The organism is Oleidesulfovibrio alaskensis DSM 16109, from assembly GCF_000482745.1.
Taxonomy (GTDB): Bacteria; Desulfobacterota; Desulfovibrionia; order Desulfovibrionales; family Desulfovibrionaceae; genus Oleidesulfovibrio; species Oleidesulfovibrio alaskensis.
Map to the genome: position 1 here is coordinate 374,419 of NZ_AXWQ01000005.1, position 16,295 is coordinate 390,713.

The following is a 16,295-nucleotide window of genomic DNA, read 5'->3' on the forward strand; positions in this document are numbered from 1 at the left end:
GCTGTTTTCTCCCCGATTACAGAATCTGATTAAGGAAGTTTCTGGCCCGCTCGTGGCGGGGGCTGGTGAAGAAGTGTTCCGGAGTGCCTTCTTCAATGATTTTACCCATATCCATAAAGACAACCCTGTCTGCCACTTCGCGGGCAAAACCCATTTCGTGGGTGACCACAACCATGGTCATGCCTTCGCGGGCCAGTGTCTTCATAACATCCAGCACTTCGCCCACCATTTCGGGATCAAGAGCAGATGTCGGCTCGTCAAACAGCATCACCTTAGGGTCCATGGCCAGTGCACGGGCAATGGCCACACGCTGCTGCTGCCCGCCCGAAAGCTGGTCGGGATATACCCCGTGCTTGTCGGAGATACCCACTTTTTTCAGCAGCCCCATGGCTTTGGACTCTGAATCACTGCGGTTGCGCCCGCGAACCGTCATCTGGGCCATGGTCAGGTTTTCCAGCACGCTCATATGCGGAAAAAGATTGAACGACTGAAAAACCATACCCACTTCGGCACGGACTTTGTTGATGTCGCAGGCCGGATCGAGAATATTGCGGCCTTCTATCCACACTTCGCCTTCATCGGCATATTCCAGCCGGTTAAGACAGCGCAGAAATGTGGATTTGCCGGATCCCGAGGGCCCGATAACCACCACGACCTCGCCCGCGGCAACGTCCAGCGATACATCGCTGAGCGCATGCAGCGGCTCGGGGGTGTAGAATATTTTATTCAGGTTCTTTGCCTTGATCATCGTACGGCCTTGTTTTCCAGATAAGAGACAAACAGCGAAAGCGTGAAGGTAAGCAGCAGGTACAGCACCGCGCACAGAATCCACAGCTCGAAAGGCTGCAGCGAAGAGCTGACAACTTCACGTGTTGCCTTGGTCAGTTCGCGGATGGCGATGACGCCCAGCAGAGAAGAGTCTTTGACCAGACTGATGAACTGCCCTGCCAGCGGCGGCATGATGCGGCGGAAGGCCTGCGGCAGAATGACCTTGCGCATGGCCTGACTGTAATTGAGACCCAGCGACCGGGCTGCTTCCATCTGCCCGCGGTGCACAGACTGTATACCGGCACGGACAATTTCGGCCACATAGGCACCCGTAAACACGGACAGCGCCAGCACACCGAACCACATGGGCGGCACCTGCCCCAGACCGGCCTGCATAAGCAGATTGTTCACCAGCGTACCGGCGACAAAATACCACAGAAAAATCTGCACCAGCAGGGGGGAACCGCGGATCAGCTCGATGTAGGTGATGGCCCCCCATTTAAGCGCGGGGTTTTCGGAAATGCGGGCAAGGCCGGTCAGCACACCGAAGGTGATGCCGAACACAATGGAAATGAGGCTGACCTCCAGCGTGACCCACAGCCCCTGCAGCAGCACTCCCGGCTCGCTGACCCTGTATGTGCCCAGCACATCGCCCAGATAAACGTAATCCCCCTGCGCCGGAGTAAGAGACATACCCGGTTCCAGCTTCTGCTGCACACGGGTACCGTCGTCTTCCTGCAGCACCACAAACCGTGCGCCGTCTTTTGTCAGCGTCTCAACAAGAGTTCCCTGCTGCTCAGCGCGCACGTCCACATGTTTCTGCACCCAGAAATACTGGGGAATGCGGTTCCACCGCCATACATACTCCACAGAATTGGACGCAGCCCACAGAAAACCGACAGTGACAAGCAGCATCGCCACAAAAGCCGCCTTCCAGAAGAGAAAGTATCCCGGACCTCTGGGCGCATCCAGCCCTCTATATGCCGTCATTGTATGCTAAACCTCACAAACGATGTCGCCGCCAACGGGCGGCGCAGAGGTTCCCGGCTGCGGGGGTGACAACGCGGCACGCCGCCCCCCCGGAAACCAGGAATCAAAAAAAGCTGAAGCGGGCCGGAGCACGGAGTTCCGGCCCGCCATATGGCTTACGCCCTGATTATTTAAGCTGAGACTGCCATGCGTCGGAACGCAGCCACTTGTTGTACATGCGCTCGTAGCGGCCGTCGTTTTTCAGCTGACGCAGAAAATGATTGATAAAGTTTGCAAAGTCAGGATCACCCTGCTTGTAGCCCACAGCCATGGGTTCAAAGGTGAAAGGCTCGTTCAGCAGGTAGGTTTTGTCCTTGCCCTGCTGTGCCTGAAACACCTCGTTCACCGGCAGGTCGTACACAAACGCGTCGGCACGGCCGTTCACCACTTCCATGGCGCAGTCCACTTCTTTGTCAAACGACTTGTAGGTCGCCTTGGGCAGGTATTTTTTGGTGGCTTCTTCACCGGTGGTACCCATGCGGGAAACAACGATGAACTTGGGATCATTGAGATCCTTGTAGGATTTCACGGTGCCTTTATGCTTTGCAGCTACCAGCACGGTCTGCCCCATGACAAGGTACGGTTCGGAAAAACCGATCTTCATGTTGCGTTCCTGCGTCAGTGTCATGCCGGAAATGATCACGTCAAACTTTCCGGAAAGCAGCGAAGGAATCATACCGTCGAAATCGGTATTCACAGGAACGAACTTAACACCCATGGATTTGGCAAGCTCTTTGCCGAGGTCAATGTCAAAGCCCACAAAATTGCCGGACTTGTCCGTCATCTCAAAGGGGGGATAACCGGCGTCGAAGCCGACGCGCAGTTCTCCGCGCTTCAGGATGTCGTTCAGAACGGATTTCTTGGCCAGATCGATGTCGCCTGCAAAAGCCGGTACCGCCATAACAGTAACCAGCAGCAGGACAAGCGCCTTAACAAACTTCATTTGGACACCTCCAGTATTTTCCCGTCAGACCCCGCGGGGCCTCTCCTCATCAATATTTGCCCTCGGTCAGCACTTCCTTGATGATCATATCTCTGCGGCATGTGGGGCAACGCGGCATGGTTTCCTCCGGCAGAGCGATGATCTGGGTTTGCCGGCATTTGGGACATATGACTTCCACAAACTCACGCCTGTAGCGGTCTTGCAGCGGCTTAGTGTCCTTGTTCACGATTCACCTCGCGGGTTGAAAAAGTGATGTCTCCGGCACCGTGTTCCCGATGCCGGCAGACCGGTCATTCTTCGCGAATTTGTATTCAAAATCAAGCGAAAACACAGGTTGTGTGTTGCCGAAACGACAAATATGAAAAAACGGCATGTTCCGCCGGGGCGGAACATGCCGTAAAAAGAAGCGCTATACCGCAGGAGCTGCTAGACAAGCCCCAGCTGCTGCATGGTCAGGTAGCGCACTCCGCCCGATTCCATAAGTTCCGTTATGCTGTCGGCATCGTCCACAGTGGCGCCCCGCAGTGCGGCCACATATCCGGCCACCTGTTTTTCGGCTTCGCGGTAAACGCGCATGACACGCCGCACATCACGCTTACGCACCAGTTCGCCCAGCCAGCCCATACCTTCCTGATACACGATGCGCGAAGCCACATACGCGCTGATAAGCGAATACTGGTGCCGCAGCGGCACACTGCCGAGAATACGGTCGCGGTAGCGTTCCACCAGCACGGCGGGACAATATTCCAGCAGCAATGACCGCAGCATATCGTCTGCGGCGATATCGGGCTGGTCCGCCATGAACCCTGCATACAGCGCATCGGCCACGCTGTTGATTTCCGTTGAAAGTTCCAGCGATATTTCATGCAGCGCCTTGCAGTCGTCGCATTTGCGGCGTTCACGCAGGAGCAGCCGCGCCTCGTCTCTGGCTCTGCGCCGCAGGATGTCGAACACATCTTCCACATAACGCGGTTTGTTGGCCACAAACTCTTCTTCCGTCATCACAAGGCCGCCCAGAATCTCGTATGACGAGCAGATGACCCCGGTTTTGTTGGCCGACGAGCCGTGCACCACAAGCACGCCTTTTTCAGACAGCTTCTGCCGGGCATCGGGCGAAATGAACAGGTTGGCGCCTTCCACCACCGCCCGTGCCGACGGAGTGCCGTCGGCGGCAAAGAAATCGCGCCAGTTTTTGCTGTTGATGGTATCGGGCCTGCCGCCCGAAGGGATGAATATATCGGCCTGCGCCCTGTTATGCAGCGCGTTGCGTATGCGGACATTTTCCGGAGTGTCGGCACTGATGACAAAGGCCTCTTCTCCCGTCAGCTTGAGCGAAGAAAAAGAATCGATGGACCGCTGCATGTCAATGAGACGGTTCAGTTCGCTCCATGCGAGTCCCTGCGGGTCATAGGCCGCGCCGTGTCCGTCGGTGATGGCAACCACGCGGGCATTTTCGCCGTAATCCCTGTACAGAATTTTGAGCACGTTGCCTGCCACGTCCCCTTTGGGACCGCCTGTTATCTTGCAGGTAAAGCGCTGCTTTTCAGGCTCAATACCCATGCTGCGCAGCACTTCGTCCACAAAGACCATCACCCCCAGACTGGTGACCCCGTATTCCTTGTGATTGATACCGGCATTGGGCTTTGAACTCATGAAAGCCGACGGCCAGCGGTACCCGCGTTCACGTGCACGGCGCACTGTCCAGTCTATGTGCTCTGGAGTGATGTGCTCATCGGGCCCCAGATAGATGATTTCTTCCTTGCCCAGATAATCCACCACCCCCGGCAGCGCGGGAGAATCCTCCCCCGTCAGTATGACATCCAGAAGCGAATTGATCATGCTGTGCACGGCCAGATTCACATCGCCCCTCGGTCCCAGCAGCATCACCGCTTTGGAGCCGCCTTCGGGAATATCCTTGTTTTTGTAATGCTGGGCGCGGGCCAGCGCCGTGACCTCGTCGTACAGCCGGTTCGACTCCAGCTCGAACTGTTCCTGTGTACGCGTGGTTACCATGCGCACGCCGCCCCGGGCCATATCGCGGTACCGTACATGAAACCCCTGCGCATAAGGCCCGTGGAAAAAAAAGACACCGTAGGGTCTGTCTTCCGGCGGACATCCGCCGGAGCATTCGGCCATAAACGAGGAATCAAGACGGAAGGAAAGCCCGTATATCTGATCGAGATAATAGTTGGTACGCAGCGTGTTGCGGAAAAATCCGAAGATGATTCCCAGAATCCGCCGTTCGTTTTCTTCCACGCATTCCTCAAGCATGGTGTCTATGCGGTCTTCCAGCGATGCCACCCTGTCCTGCCTGCTGCCCAGCGAAGGATCGAACCGTGCCTCGAAATATTCCACCAGAAGAGCAATTTCACGCCGGCGCACCAGCGCCACATTGACCACATTGTCCGCCGTGTAAGCCCACAGGTTATCTTTGACCAGAAATACATGGGCAAATTCGCAGGCCGCCTGCAGCAGCATTACCCTTTTCAGGTTCCAGCCTTCCTCATCTGCATATTTTTCCAGATCATGCGGGGCAAACCACTTCACCAGCTTCAGTTTGCGGGTCAGCTTGTGCCACAGCTCAGAATCAGGCAGCACAAGATCATCTCTCAGGCGCACATAAAAACTGAGCAGCGCCATGGTCTTGCCGTCCGGCAGTGTGAAAAGGTCGCCGTATGCCCGCCTGACAGACAGTTTTTCGCGGTGCAGAATCTTGGTCACCTGCAACAGCAGTCCGGTGGATGGCGGGTTGACCATGGCCACGGCAATGCGTGATTCGTTGCCGCCGGGGCACTGCTCCAGCGTGACCCATGTATCCTCGCTGCCGCGCAAGTCCTGCATGGCGCGGAAGTGACGCGCCGCGCGCAGGGTTTCAAATTTATGCACATAGTCACTATTGGTGCCGCTCAGAAAAATCTCAAACGCCCCGCGCTCATCCCCGCGTATCAGCCCTTCATCCAGCACGGCCTGCACAGCAGCGGCAAACTCCTCCGATTCGGGCGAAGCTTTGGGCTGTCCGGAAAGCAATATGGTGCACAGCTTCAGCTGCCCGTCATGGCTGGAGTACAGCCTTGCCGTTTCAATGCTGTCATCCAGATGGCTCTCAAGAATCTGCAGCAACTCAATGTCGCTGCCTTCGGGTGCAATGTAGGTAACAGTCCGCCTGTCGGGACTGACAAGATTGACGGTGTGGTTGTCTGTGGTCACCCTGCCGGTGATAATGGTCTGCAGGTGCTGAACCTGATCTTCCACCGAATGGGTTTTGAAATAGTAGTCGGGCATGTTGGCGTAAAACCAGGGGACAACGCTTTGCGCAACGCTGTCCAGTCCGCTTTTGACCGACTCCAGAACACGGTCTGTCTCTGATACGTGCCTAGCCATGCAGTTCCTCCTTGCGTAGCCGCTCACTATACAATCGGGTGCAGAATACCGCATCATGGTGCAAGAGCAATACTTTTTTCCCTGATTTTTCCTTTCCGGCGTCGTGCGGGGGCTGGACACCCCCGCCCCGTTGGTTCACTATAAAAAAACAAATCCCCATCATGACAGCCACGGAGAACGCATGAGCGATACCGGCAAAAAAAAACTTGGTGTCATTGTCGACACCGTACGCGAAAACGACGACACCACGAGCATATTCTTCCGGCCCGAAGATGACGAACGCTTCAAGGCATTCAGACCCGGACAATTCGCATCCATACGGGTGATGACCGAAGAAGGATGGAGTGAACCGCATCCGTTTACCATATCAGGAGCTCCGGGCGATACGCTGCGCATGACCATCAAACGCAACGGCCGTTTTACCGGCGAAATCATTCCCGCGCTCAAGGCAGGCGTGCCCATCCAGTGTGCCGGACCGTTCGGGGCTTTCTGCCGCGATATCGAAGGGGAAGAACAGATCGTATTTGTGGCGGGCGGCGTGGGCATAACACCGTTTCTCAGCGTGTTACGCCATTTTCGCAATACTGACGCCGCCAACAGCATAGTGCTTTTCTGGTGCAACAAAACCTACGCGGACGCGTTTGCCGCGCAGGAGCTGGAAGAGATTGCGGATACAATTGACCTGACGGTGGTGCATGTGCTCAGCCGTGAGCACAAACCCGATCTGTACGAAGAAGAGGACAAGCCCCGCATCCGTTTTGAAAAAGGGCACTTTTCGCGCCATATGCTGGAACGGCACATCCGTTCCACCACGGCGTCGTTTTATCTGTGCGGTCCGGGCCCCATGCAGGAGCATGTTCTGGACGAGATGGCCGCCTACGGCATAGACCCCGCAGGAGTGAACAAGGAACAGTTCGTCTTTACGGGAAAATAGCAGGCATGCCCTCGGCGGTCTTTTTCTCCGCCGCCGCGCACGGGATGCGCGCCTGCACGCAACGCACCCCGCGCCGTTACAACATGGCATGCACAGCATTCAGGAACCGCCCGCGACGGTTTCCTCCAGTGAAAGAAAGCGTTCCACGGCCCCCCGCACCGAGCCGCCGAAACCTATCCCCACACGGATACCGGCTTCGGCCAGCCCGAGGCGCGCTTTGGGACCGCACTCGCCGCACAGTACAGCCACAGCGCCATACTCATGCAGCAACGCGGCCATGCGTCTGCCTGCTTTTTCCAGATCGTCACGGAAGGGATTTTCCACCGCTTTGCAGTCCATGTCTTCCGTAGAAACCAGCAGAAAATAGTCCGCTCTGCCGAAAACAGGCTCCACTCTGGCGTCCAGAGTTTTTCCGTCCGCCGCCACTGCAATAAGCATACAGCCTCCCAGTTTTACTGTTATCCCTGTTTACGGATGCAACTGCCGGTCAGCACTGCGCCGGATCATAAAGCGGCTGCCGCACGCCTTTTTCCGCGGGCAACGGCACGCAGTGTTGCTGCCGCCTGCTGCGGGTCCGGACTGGCGCAAATGGCAGAAACAACAGCAATGCCGTCTGCTCCCGCTTCAAAAACCTCAGCCGCATTATCCGGACCGATACCGCCTATGGCCACCAGCGGCAAAGAAAACCGCCGCCGCAGACCGCGCAGCCCTTCCAGCCCCCACGGCGCGGAAGTGTCTGTTTTTGTGGGGGTGGCAAATACGGGGCTCACGCCCATATAGTCGGCGCCGCAACGTTCCGCTTCCGCAGCCTGTTCAACGGATTCCACCGACACGCCGATGACGGCACCGGCCCCCATGAGCCTGCGTGCATCAGCATAACGGATATCGCTCTGCCCGATATGCACCCCGTCGGCCCCGCAGGCCAGAGCCACATCCACCCGGTCGTTGACAAGCAGCGGAACCCCGCGGGGGGCCAGCAGCGCCCGCAGCGCCCGGCCAAGTTCGACAAACTCACGGGTGCAAAGCTGCTTTTCGCGCAGCTGCACCATGGTCACGCCGCCCTGCACGGCACGGGCCACCACATCTTCCAGCGTACCACTGACACACAGCGTACGGTCAGTGACCAGATAAACCGAATAATCCGGCTGCATACGGGTCACCGCACAATCTCCACGCCGGCTTCGACATCAAATGACTGCATGCCGTACAGCGCATCAATAAAGTGCATCTGAAAACTGCCCGGCCCTTTGGCCTTGCGCGAGGCCATGGTACCCGCCACGGCCATAACTCCCATGCCTGCGGCCGCGCCGTCCAGCACACTGCCGGCAACAGCCGCATGCGCCGCCACCAGAGCAGTGGCCGTGCAGCCCATGCCGGTAATACGGGGCATCATGTCGTGTCCGCCGCGCACCAGCACGTCGCTGGAACCGTCGGTAATCAGATCTTCCGCCCCGCTGACAACAACCACGCAACCGAACTTACCGGCAAGTTCACGTGCGGCATCGGCGGCATCGGCAGCCTGATGTATGCTGTCCACCCCTTTCGTGCGTGATCCGGCACCGGAAAGTGCCAGAATTTCAGAGGCATTACCGCGCAGTACGCTTATATTGAGTTCGCGCAGCAGATCAAGGCTTGTCCATGTACGCAGCGAAGACGCCCCAGCCCCCACGGGATCGAGCACCACAGGCACACCGCGCGACTGCGCGATGCGTCCGGCTGCGAACATGGACTCTATCCACGGTTTGCTCAGGGTGCCGATATTCAGCACCAGAGAAGAGCACAGACCGGCCAGTTCTTCCACCTCTTCCCGCGCATGAGCCATGACGGGAGATGCACCGGCGGCCAGCAGCGCGTTTGCGGTGGTATTCATCACTACATAGTTGGTTATATTATGCACCAGCGGAGCACCGGTACGGACGCGCTGTACCGCGTCCCAGACGAAGCTATGTTCGCTCATTGAAAATCTTCTCCTTATTTATCACTGTTTTCACGCACTCACTGTAGCGCGGACAGCCGGTCACGTCCATTGCATGCTCTAAAAAGTATTGCAGGATGCGAGCGGCACAGAAAGCACCGTGCCGTAAACCTGTTACAGCAGCGCGCCCCGGACGCGGCAACTGTGCGGCGCACAAAAAAGCCGCCCGCAGGCGGCTATCGTTTTTACAGAATAATTCAGCGGAAAAGGCGTCCGTCACGGGGCCTAAGTCCCGTTTGCCGTCAGCCATGCGCCGCGGATCACGCCAGCACTTCGTGCAGGCAGGCTCCCAGCCTTGCTATGCCTTCGCGTATGGTCTCTTCGCTGGCATTGGAATAATTCAGCCGGAACGTATTGGACGTGCCGTCCACGTAAAACGGTCTGCCCGGCACAAAAGCTACATCACGCTCAAGCGCCTTGCGGAAGACCACCTCCGCATCACACTGCTCCGGCAGCGTACACCACAGGAACATACCGCCTTCCGGCTCGGTATACTGCACCTGCTGCGGAAAATGTTCTCTTATGGCCTCCACCATCACATCCCTGTGACGGCCGTACAGGCTGCGGATGGACGCAATGTGACCGTCCACGTCGTTCTGTTCGAGAAAACGATACAGCACACGCTGGTTGAATGTCGGAGTGTGCAGGTCCGAAGCCTGCTTGACGGTGACCAGCTTATCCATGAGCTCTGCGGGAGCGCACACCCAGCCCAGCCTGAGACCGGGGGCCACCACCTTGGAAAACGACCCCAGCAGCACCGAAGGCGCACCGTTCATATATGCTTTGACGGGCGGCAGTGCCTGCCCCTTGAACCGCAGCTCTCCGTAGGGGTTGTCCTCAACCAGCAGACAGTCAGACTGCGCCATCAGCCGTGCGGTTTCGCGTCGTGTGGCTTCGGTATAACTTATGCCCGAAGGGTTCTGAAAACTGGGGACAGCATAAAACAGCTTGGGCGAACCTGCCTGCAAAGCCCTGTCCAGTGCCTGCGTATCCACCCCGTCGGCGGTCAGTTCCAGCGTGGAAAAAGCCGCGCGGTACATGCTGAAACACTGAATGGCACCCAGATAGCCGGGCCTTTCAAGCAGCACTCCGTCACCGTCGTCCAGCATGGCTTTGGCAACAATATCCAGTCCCTGCTGCGATCCTCCGGTTATGAGAATTTCATCAGGAGTCACGCTCAGGCCCTGCGCGGCATAACGTTCTGCAATCCAGCGGCGCAGCGGAAGATACCCCTCCGTCGTGCTGTACTGCAGGGTCTGCGCCCCGCATTCCTTCATTTCCTCTGCTGCGGCCGCAGCAAGCCCCGCCACCGGAAACGAATCGGGATTCGGTAGTCCGCCGGCGAATGAAATCACTTCAGGTCGTGCGGTAACTTTAAGAATCTCGCGAATATACGAGCGGTGCACAGTATTCATTCTTCCGGCAAAACGCATGAGTTGCCCCCATAAACACAATCAGTAAAAGATTACTCCGCGGCGGCGGTCAGCTCCGCCGACAGTGCGGGACCGATTCCCACTATGGATATACCATGTTTATCGGCCAGAGAGATACTCTCCTCTCTGTCGAAAAACAATGTATTTCCTGCCTGATAGCAAAGACATGTGTATCCGCCCTGTGCCAGAGTGCGCACAGTTGCCAGCCCGAGAGCGGGCAGGTCGATACGCTCGTCCTGTCCCGGCTTCACAAACTTCAGCGCCACACAGCCGTCTCCGCCCAGTTCGCCCCCGCGGCGCAGCGTGGCGTCCGTGCCTTCCAGACCTTCCACGGCTACCACCATACCGCGCCTGACAACCAAGCACTGCCCGATATCCAGCGCGCCTATCTGCATGGCCACAGGCCACCCGTAACGGATATCCTGCCATTCTTCGGCAGAAGGCTGCCTGCGGGTAAGCACTCCTTCCGGCCCGCGCAGCCCGGGCACCAGTTCCGCAGCCTGCACTATGACAAGCCCTTCGGATTCCAGTTCGGCCAGCACTGCACGCAGCAGCACATCGTCGCCTTTGGAGCGCAACCGGAAAAGCACCTTGGCCGCGCGCATGTCGGGCCGCAGATCAAGAGCACGGGGTTTGCTGATGGCTCCGGCAAAACAAAGCCGCGTCACACCAGCGGACACAAAAAAATCTATCAGCCTGCCCAGCTGCCCGAGATGGAGCATGGACCATACATCGGCCTCGTGTTCCAGTGCGGAGTCCGTGTGCCCCTGAAAGCCGCACATGACCACCCTGTGCCCCTCCAGACGGGCGGCACGGGCCACCAGCATGGGAAACTGTCCGCTGCCGGCAATGATTCCTATGGATTCCTGATTCATATGCTGTCCTGCCTCATCATGCATATACACCCCGCGGGGTGGTGGCCATGCCTGCCTGCCACCCGCGCCGCACACGGCGGCGATGCGACCGTGTGCAGACAAAACAGGGGAAAGAAGGCCGTGCCCGCTTTCCCCTGCTTGGTATTTCAGTTGACCGGCCGTGTACTATTCCACGGACAGAATCCCCCGCTCGCTGCTGCGGATAAACTCCACAAAATTGAGCACTTCAGGGAAGTTTCCATACTCGTATTCCAGCTGTTCCAAGGCCTCCTTACGGGGAGTTTCGGAATGCCAGATCAGCCGGTAAGCGCTTTTCAGCGCCGCTATGAGATCGCGGGAAGCCTTTGCCCGGCGCAGCCCGACAAGATTGGGCCCGTGCACGCCGGCGCGGTTACCCACGGCCAGCATAAAGGGCGGCAGGTCCTGCGCGATGCCGCTCATACCGCCCACAAAGGCGTTGCGGCCGATGCGCACAAACTGATGCACCGCTGAAAGACCGGCCAGAATGGCATGGTCTTCCACGGTCACATGCCCCGCCAGAGTGGCGCCGTTGGACATGATGATGCCGTCTTTCACGTGGCAGTCATGCGCCACATGAGTATAGGCCATAAGCAGGTTATCACTGCCCACCACGGTCTTTGCGCCTCCGCCTTCGGTTCCGCGGTGCAGAGTGGCAAACTCGCGTATACGGTTGCGGTCGCCTATCTCAAGCCACGATTCCTCACCGTGAAACTTGAGATCCTGCGGTTCGCCGCCCACGGCGGCATAAGAATAGATATGGTTGTCCGTTCCCATGCGGGTATACTGCTTGACCGAAGCAAAGGCATCAATGCGGCAACGGTCGCCGATGACGGTGTTTGCCTCGACAACGGCGCACGGCCCGATGACAACGTCTTCTCCGATAACGGCCTTGCTGTCCACAAAGGCGGAAGGATGAATCTGCGCAGCCACGCTACATATCCTCTCTGTTCATGACAGCGGCGGTCATTTCGGCTTCGGCAGCAAGCTGTCCGTCCACATAGGCTTTGCCTTCCATCTTCCACAGCTTTAGCTTGTGGCGCAAAAGGCGGCAATGCAGCTCCAGCCTGTCGCCGGGGTATACCGGCTTTCTGAAGCGCACTCTTTCCATGCCTGTAAACAGAAAAAGCTTACCTTCAACGCTGGTGTCGGTGCTTTTGACCACCAGAATGCCACCGGCCTGAGCAAGCGCTTCCATAATGAGCACGCCGGGCATTACCGGCACATCAGGAAAATGCCCCTGAAAAAAAGGCTCGTTCATGGTGACGTTTTTTACAGCGGTAATGCACTCGCCGGGGGTGTAGTCGAGCACTCTGTCCACCAGCAGAAAAGGATACCGGTGCGGCAGCAGTCCCAGAATCTGTCGAATATCCAAAATGCTTTTCGCCTTGTCGTTCATCAGCTATCCCTGCCTGATTCGCCTTTCAGCGTCTCAAGCTCTTTTTCTAATTTTCTCAGCCGCTTGTACATGTCAGGCAGTTTAGGCATCACCGTCAGTGTACGCATGTACACATCGCGCTCAACCGCAGGCTGTCCGCCCATGGTCTTGCCCGGCTCTATGCTTCTGGCTATGCCCGATTTAGGCCCGACGGTCACATCGTCACCTATGGTAAGGTGTCCGGCAACCCCCACCTGACCGGCCATGGTCACTCTGTCACCCACGTGCGTGCTGCCGGAAATGCCCACCTGCGCAACGATAAGACAATCGTTGCCGATGGTGACATTGTGCCCCACCTGAACCAGATTATCCATCTTGGTGCCGTCACCAATGGTGGTCACACCCAGCACGGCGCGGTCTATGGCGGTATTGGCCCCGATTTCCACATCGTTGCCGACATGCACCCTGCCTATCTGCGGAATTTTCTGAATCCCGTATTCGGTACGGGCAAAGCCGAACCCGTCGGCCCCCAGAACAACTCCGGAATGCAGCACACAGTCGTCACCCACGGTTGTGGCAGCCATCAGCGTCACATTGGGATACAACAGGCAGTTTTCACCCACCGCACAGTCTTCCCCTACATAGCAGCCGGGAAAGAGCGTGGTTCCCTCACCTATACGCGCTCTGGCCCCTATGTAGACATGCGGGTAAATGGTGCAGCCGCCGCCTATTTCCGCTTCCGGATGAATGTATGCCATATCGCTGATGCCGCTGAAGCTGCCCTGCGGTCTGGCAAACAGATGCAAGGTACGGCCGAAGTCAAAATAGGGGTTGGCGCTGATAAGCGCGGTTTCCACCTGACCGGCGTATTCCTCGCTCACTATGACAGCTGCCGCCCGGGTACCGGCCAGCATGGGAATGTATTTCGGATTAGCCAGAAAGCTGATTTCTTCCGGTCCAGCCGCTTCAAGCGTGTTCACACCCGAAATTTCGCGGTCCGGACCTTTGAGCTTCAGCCCCAGTGCTCCGGCTATATCCGAAACCTTCATGACGGTTTTCTGCATGTGCCCGTCTTACTACTTTTTGGCACCGGCGCGCCAGATGCGGTTCACTTCAACCATCACCTCGGCGGTTACGTCCAGTTCGGGGTTGGCGTACACCACACCGGCATTGGTGGCATCGTAAATAGCAGCCATATTGTTCTTTTTGCCGTATTCATTGCAGGCTTTGGCAATGATGGTCAGAATGTCCTGACGAATCTGGGCATCGGCAGACTGCACTTTGCGGGTAAAGGTGCGGGCCTGATCTTCAAGATCACGCTTCAGACGCACAAATTCCACCTTTTTATCTTCGCGGGCTTCGGGCGTGAGAGCAGCAGCCTGCAGACGCAGCTGCTCGGACATTTTTTTCAGCTCTTCAGATTTTTTATCGATTTCTTTCTTTTCAGCAGAAAAGCTTTCTTCCATTTTTTTCTTGGCTTCGGCAGCCGGTTCGCTTTCAAGCATCAGCTTTTTAAGGTTGATCAGGCCGATTTTCTGGGGACCGGCTGCCTGTGCGGGAGCGGCGGCAAAAAGGGAAAGTGCGATGATCGCAAGCAGAATTTTACGCATTAAAGCTCTCCTGTGAGTCTTTTATTGGCAACGAATACACAGGGTTGAACCCTGTGACACTTCATGCTGTTCTGGGGTTAAAGATTAAGTGGAATACCGCCATGCGGGGCACCCGTCAAGCGGCAGAGAAACATCACATGGATGCATACCTGTTGATTTTCTTTTTGTACGCCACCACGCCCGCCACAATGCCGTCCGCCATACGGTTAAGGTAGTTGTCAGACTTGAGCCTACGGGCTTCTGCATCGTTGGTGCAGTAGCCCAGTTCCATAAGAACAGAAGGCATTTTTGCGCCCATCAGCACATAAAACGGCGCCGAGCGGACTCCGTTGTCACGCGTGGGGTAACCGTACTTACCTTTTACCGTGCCGATGACATTACTCTGTATCAGTTCTGCAAGATCTTTTGATTCCTGCATTTTTGAATTGAGCATAAGGTCAGTGAGAATGAACTGCAAATCGCTGATGCGCTTTTCGCTGACGGCGTTTTCACGCGCGGCCACACGCACGGCACTGGCAGAGCGGGCAAGGTTCAGATAGTAGGTCTCAAATCCGTGGATTTTTGAACTTCTGTTGGCGTTGATGTGCACGGAAAGAAAAAGGTCTGCTTTTTTAACATTGGCCATGGCCGTGCGTTCTTCAAGGGGCACAAACACATCTTTTGTGCGGGTGTACACCACGTTGAAGCCTTTTTTCTTAAGCTTTTCGCCAATTATTTTGGCCATCTTAAGCGTATAGTCCCGTTCGCGTATACCGTTATGCTGCGTGCCGGGGTCCTTGCCGCCGTGCCCTGCATCAATCATGATGGTATCAAGCGTCAGCCCCAGCTGTTCCACAAGGTCTTTAACCTGTTCTTTGCTGCCCGAAGGCACCTTGTAGGGGGTTGCGGGTCTGGGCCGGCTGGCGGGTGCACCGGCTACGGCAGTCTGCGCCTTTTCTTCCGGAGAAGTGACATCGATGACCACCCGGAACGGGTTATCCAGCGTAAAGACATTGTATTTACGGACAGATGAAAAATCGAGAACCACCCTGCTCACACCGGGGCGCGGCGTACCTGTGCGCACCTCCCGCAGAATACCGTCCGCAACGGTCTCCTTTGCCCGCACCAGTTTGCCGTGCGATGCATTTTCCAGATCGACATACAGACGGAACGGCTTGGAGGCCTTTTTGTCTTCAGGCAGAAACTGATACCGGTAAGCGACTTCCTTGCTGCATTCAAGCACCACACGGGTGTAATCATCACTGGACTGGTAGCGTACGTCAACCAGAGTGGCCGGAGCGCCGCTGTTGGCGGTGCCCCCTTTGATTATTTCAGAAGCCTTCAGGGGTTCATCAGCTGCAGCGGAGCGTGCAGGAGCCGGCGCGGGCTCCGGAGCAGGCGCAGGCGCAGAAGAGGCGGAAGGGGCTCCGGCAGCGCCGCTGCCTCCGTCCAGAGAGCGATGCAATGCTATGGCCTTGTAGTACATGTCGCCCTGCTGATGGTCGCGCAGAATGGTGTTCAGCAGGCTTCTGGCCGTACCATGATCACCCAGCCTGTCCTTGTATATGGCGGCGGCGCGGTACAGCGCGTCATCTGTCCAGGAATGTGATGGAAAGCGGTTGGCAAGGCGCTGGAAATACTCCACAGCACGCCTGTAGTCAGAAGCAAGATATGAGCGGGCCCCCAGTTCGGAGCGCACTCGCCCTGCGTAGTACAGTGATTTGGGTGCAAGAGGGCCGCGCGGACTCCGCTTGTACACATCCATGAAATCCTGTTCTATGCGCAACCAGTTGTCACGGTATTTCCCTTTGCGGGCGTCTTTGGTGAGCGAATGAAACTGGCGCCATGCGCTGTTGAACGAGGCATCAAGCGAAGCGGCACCCGCAGGAGCGGGAAGGCACGCCAAAGACACCGCAATGACCAGCCAGAGCCACAGCAGGCGTGATGAAAATCTGAGATGCATCGGCATTGT

General features: G+C 57.1%; 16 protein-coding genes. 1 reads left to right on the forward strand and 15 read right to left on the reverse strand.

What is annotated here, in order from left to right:
* Window positions 1-16: 16 nt before the first annotated feature.
* The 5 genes from H586_RS0104550 to H586_RS0104570 form a co-directional block, all read right to left on the reverse strand.
* Window positions 17-748: an amino acid ABC transporter ATP-binding protein gene (locus H586_RS0104550; RefSeq protein ID WP_011367361.1), complete on the reverse strand. Its 732-nt coding sequence runs from the start codon at window positions 746-748 to the stop codon at window positions 17-19.
* A complete protein-coding gene (locus H586_RS0104555) occupies window positions 745-1,758 on the reverse strand; it encodes an amino acid ABC transporter permease (RefSeq protein WP_011367360.1) in 1,014 nt (337 codons plus the stop codon). The genes H586_RS0104550 and H586_RS0104555 overlap by 4 nt, the downstream gene beginning before the upstream one ends.
* A 166-nt stretch (window positions 1,759-1,924) precedes the next feature.
* Complete coding sequence (locus H586_RS0104560; protein ID WP_011367359.1) at window positions 1,925-2,740, reverse strand: transporter substrate-binding domain-containing protein; 816 nt, start codon at window positions 2,738-2,740, stop codon at window positions 1,925-1,927.
* Window positions 2,741-2,789: 49 nt separating this feature from the next.
* Window positions 2,790-2,966: a hypothetical protein gene (locus tag H586_RS20870; protein ID WP_011367358.1), complete on the reverse strand. Its 177-nt coding sequence runs from the start codon at window positions 2,964-2,966 to the stop codon at window positions 2,790-2,792.
* A gap of 200 nt (window positions 2,967-3,166) precedes the next feature.
* Complete coding sequence (locus H586_RS0104570) at window positions 3,167-6,121, reverse strand: NAD-glutamate dehydrogenase domain-containing protein (protein WP_027181457.1); 2,955 nt, start codon at window positions 6,119-6,121, stop codon at window positions 3,167-3,169.
* Window positions 6,122-6,302: 181 nt separating this feature from the next.
* Here H586_RS0104570 and H586_RS0104575 point away from each other — a divergent pair, with 181 nt between their 5' ends.
* Window positions 6,303-7,055 carry a ferredoxin reductase domain-containing protein gene (locus H586_RS0104575; protein WP_027181458.1) on the forward strand — a complete coding sequence of 251 codons (753 nt, stop codon included), beginning with the start codon at window positions 6,303-6,305 and terminating at the stop codon, window positions 7,053-7,055.
* Window positions 7,056-7,154: 99 nt separating this feature from the next.
* Here the strand turns inward: H586_RS0104575 and H586_RS0104580 are convergent, their stop codons facing one another.
* The 10 genes from H586_RS0104580 to H586_RS0104625 form a co-directional block, all read right to left on the reverse strand.
* Window positions 7,155-7,493, reverse strand: coding sequence for a NifB/NifX family molybdenum-iron cluster-binding protein (locus tag H586_RS0104580; protein WP_011367355.1), 339 nt, complete (start codon window positions 7,491-7,493; stop codon window positions 7,155-7,157).
* Between the two features lie 65 nt (window positions 7,494-7,558).
* Window positions 7,559-8,215: a thiamine phosphate synthase gene (gene thiE, locus H586_RS0104585; protein WP_027181459.1), complete on the reverse strand. Its 657-nt coding sequence runs from the start codon at window positions 8,213-8,215 to the stop codon at window positions 7,559-7,561.
* Complete coding sequence (gene thiM / locus H586_RS0104590; protein ID WP_011367353.1) at window positions 8,212-9,012, reverse strand: hydroxyethylthiazole kinase; 801 nt, start codon at window positions 9,010-9,012, stop codon at window positions 8,212-8,214. The genes thiE and thiM overlap by 4 nt, the downstream gene beginning before the upstream one ends.
* Before the next feature lie 278 nt (window positions 9,013-9,290).
* Window positions 9,291-10,463, reverse strand: coding sequence for an aminotransferase-like domain-containing protein (locus tag H586_RS0104595; protein ID WP_027181460.1), 1,173 nt, complete (start codon window positions 10,461-10,463; stop codon window positions 9,291-9,293).
* A gap of 32 nt (window positions 10,464-10,495) precedes the next feature.
* The gene (locus H586_RS0104600; protein ID WP_011367350.1) at window positions 10,496-11,338 is read right to left on the reverse strand and encodes an LpxI family protein; all 843 of its coding nucleotides are present in this window, start codon (window positions 11,336-11,338) and stop codon (window positions 10,496-10,498) included.
* Between the two features lie 165 nt (window positions 11,339-11,503).
* Entirely contained in the window at window positions 11,504-12,289 is a 786-nt protein-coding gene (lpxA, locus tag H586_RS0104605) for an acyl-ACP--UDP-N-acetylglucosamine O-acyltransferase (RefSeq protein ID WP_011367349.1), read from the reverse strand.
* Between the two features lies 1 nt (window position 12,290).
* Window positions 12,291-12,755 carry a 3-hydroxyacyl-ACP dehydratase FabZ gene (gene fabZ, locus H586_RS0104610; protein WP_011367348.1) on the reverse strand — a complete coding sequence of 155 codons (465 nt, stop codon included), beginning with the start codon at window positions 12,753-12,755 and terminating at the stop codon, window positions 12,291-12,293.
* On the reverse strand, window positions 12,755-13,783 hold the full coding sequence (gene lpxD, locus H586_RS0104615) for a UDP-3-O-(3-hydroxymyristoyl)glucosamine N-acyltransferase (RefSeq protein WP_027181461.1): 1,029 nt from the start codon (window positions 13,781-13,783) through the stop codon (window positions 12,755-12,757). The genes fabZ and lpxD overlap by 1 nt, the downstream gene beginning before the upstream one ends.
* Before the next feature lie 27 nt (window positions 13,784-13,810).
* A complete protein-coding gene (locus H586_RS0104620) occupies window positions 13,811-14,344 on the reverse strand; it encodes an OmpH/Skp family outer membrane protein (protein WP_011367346.1) in 534 nt (177 codons plus the stop codon).
* A gap of 133 nt (window positions 14,345-14,477) precedes the next feature.
* Window positions 14,478-16,292: an N-acetylmuramoyl-L-alanine amidase gene (locus H586_RS0104625; RefSeq protein ID WP_011367345.1), complete on the reverse strand. Its 1,815-nt coding sequence runs from the start codon at window positions 16,290-16,292 to the stop codon at window positions 14,478-14,480.
* Window positions 16,293-16,295 lie beyond the last annotated feature (3 nt).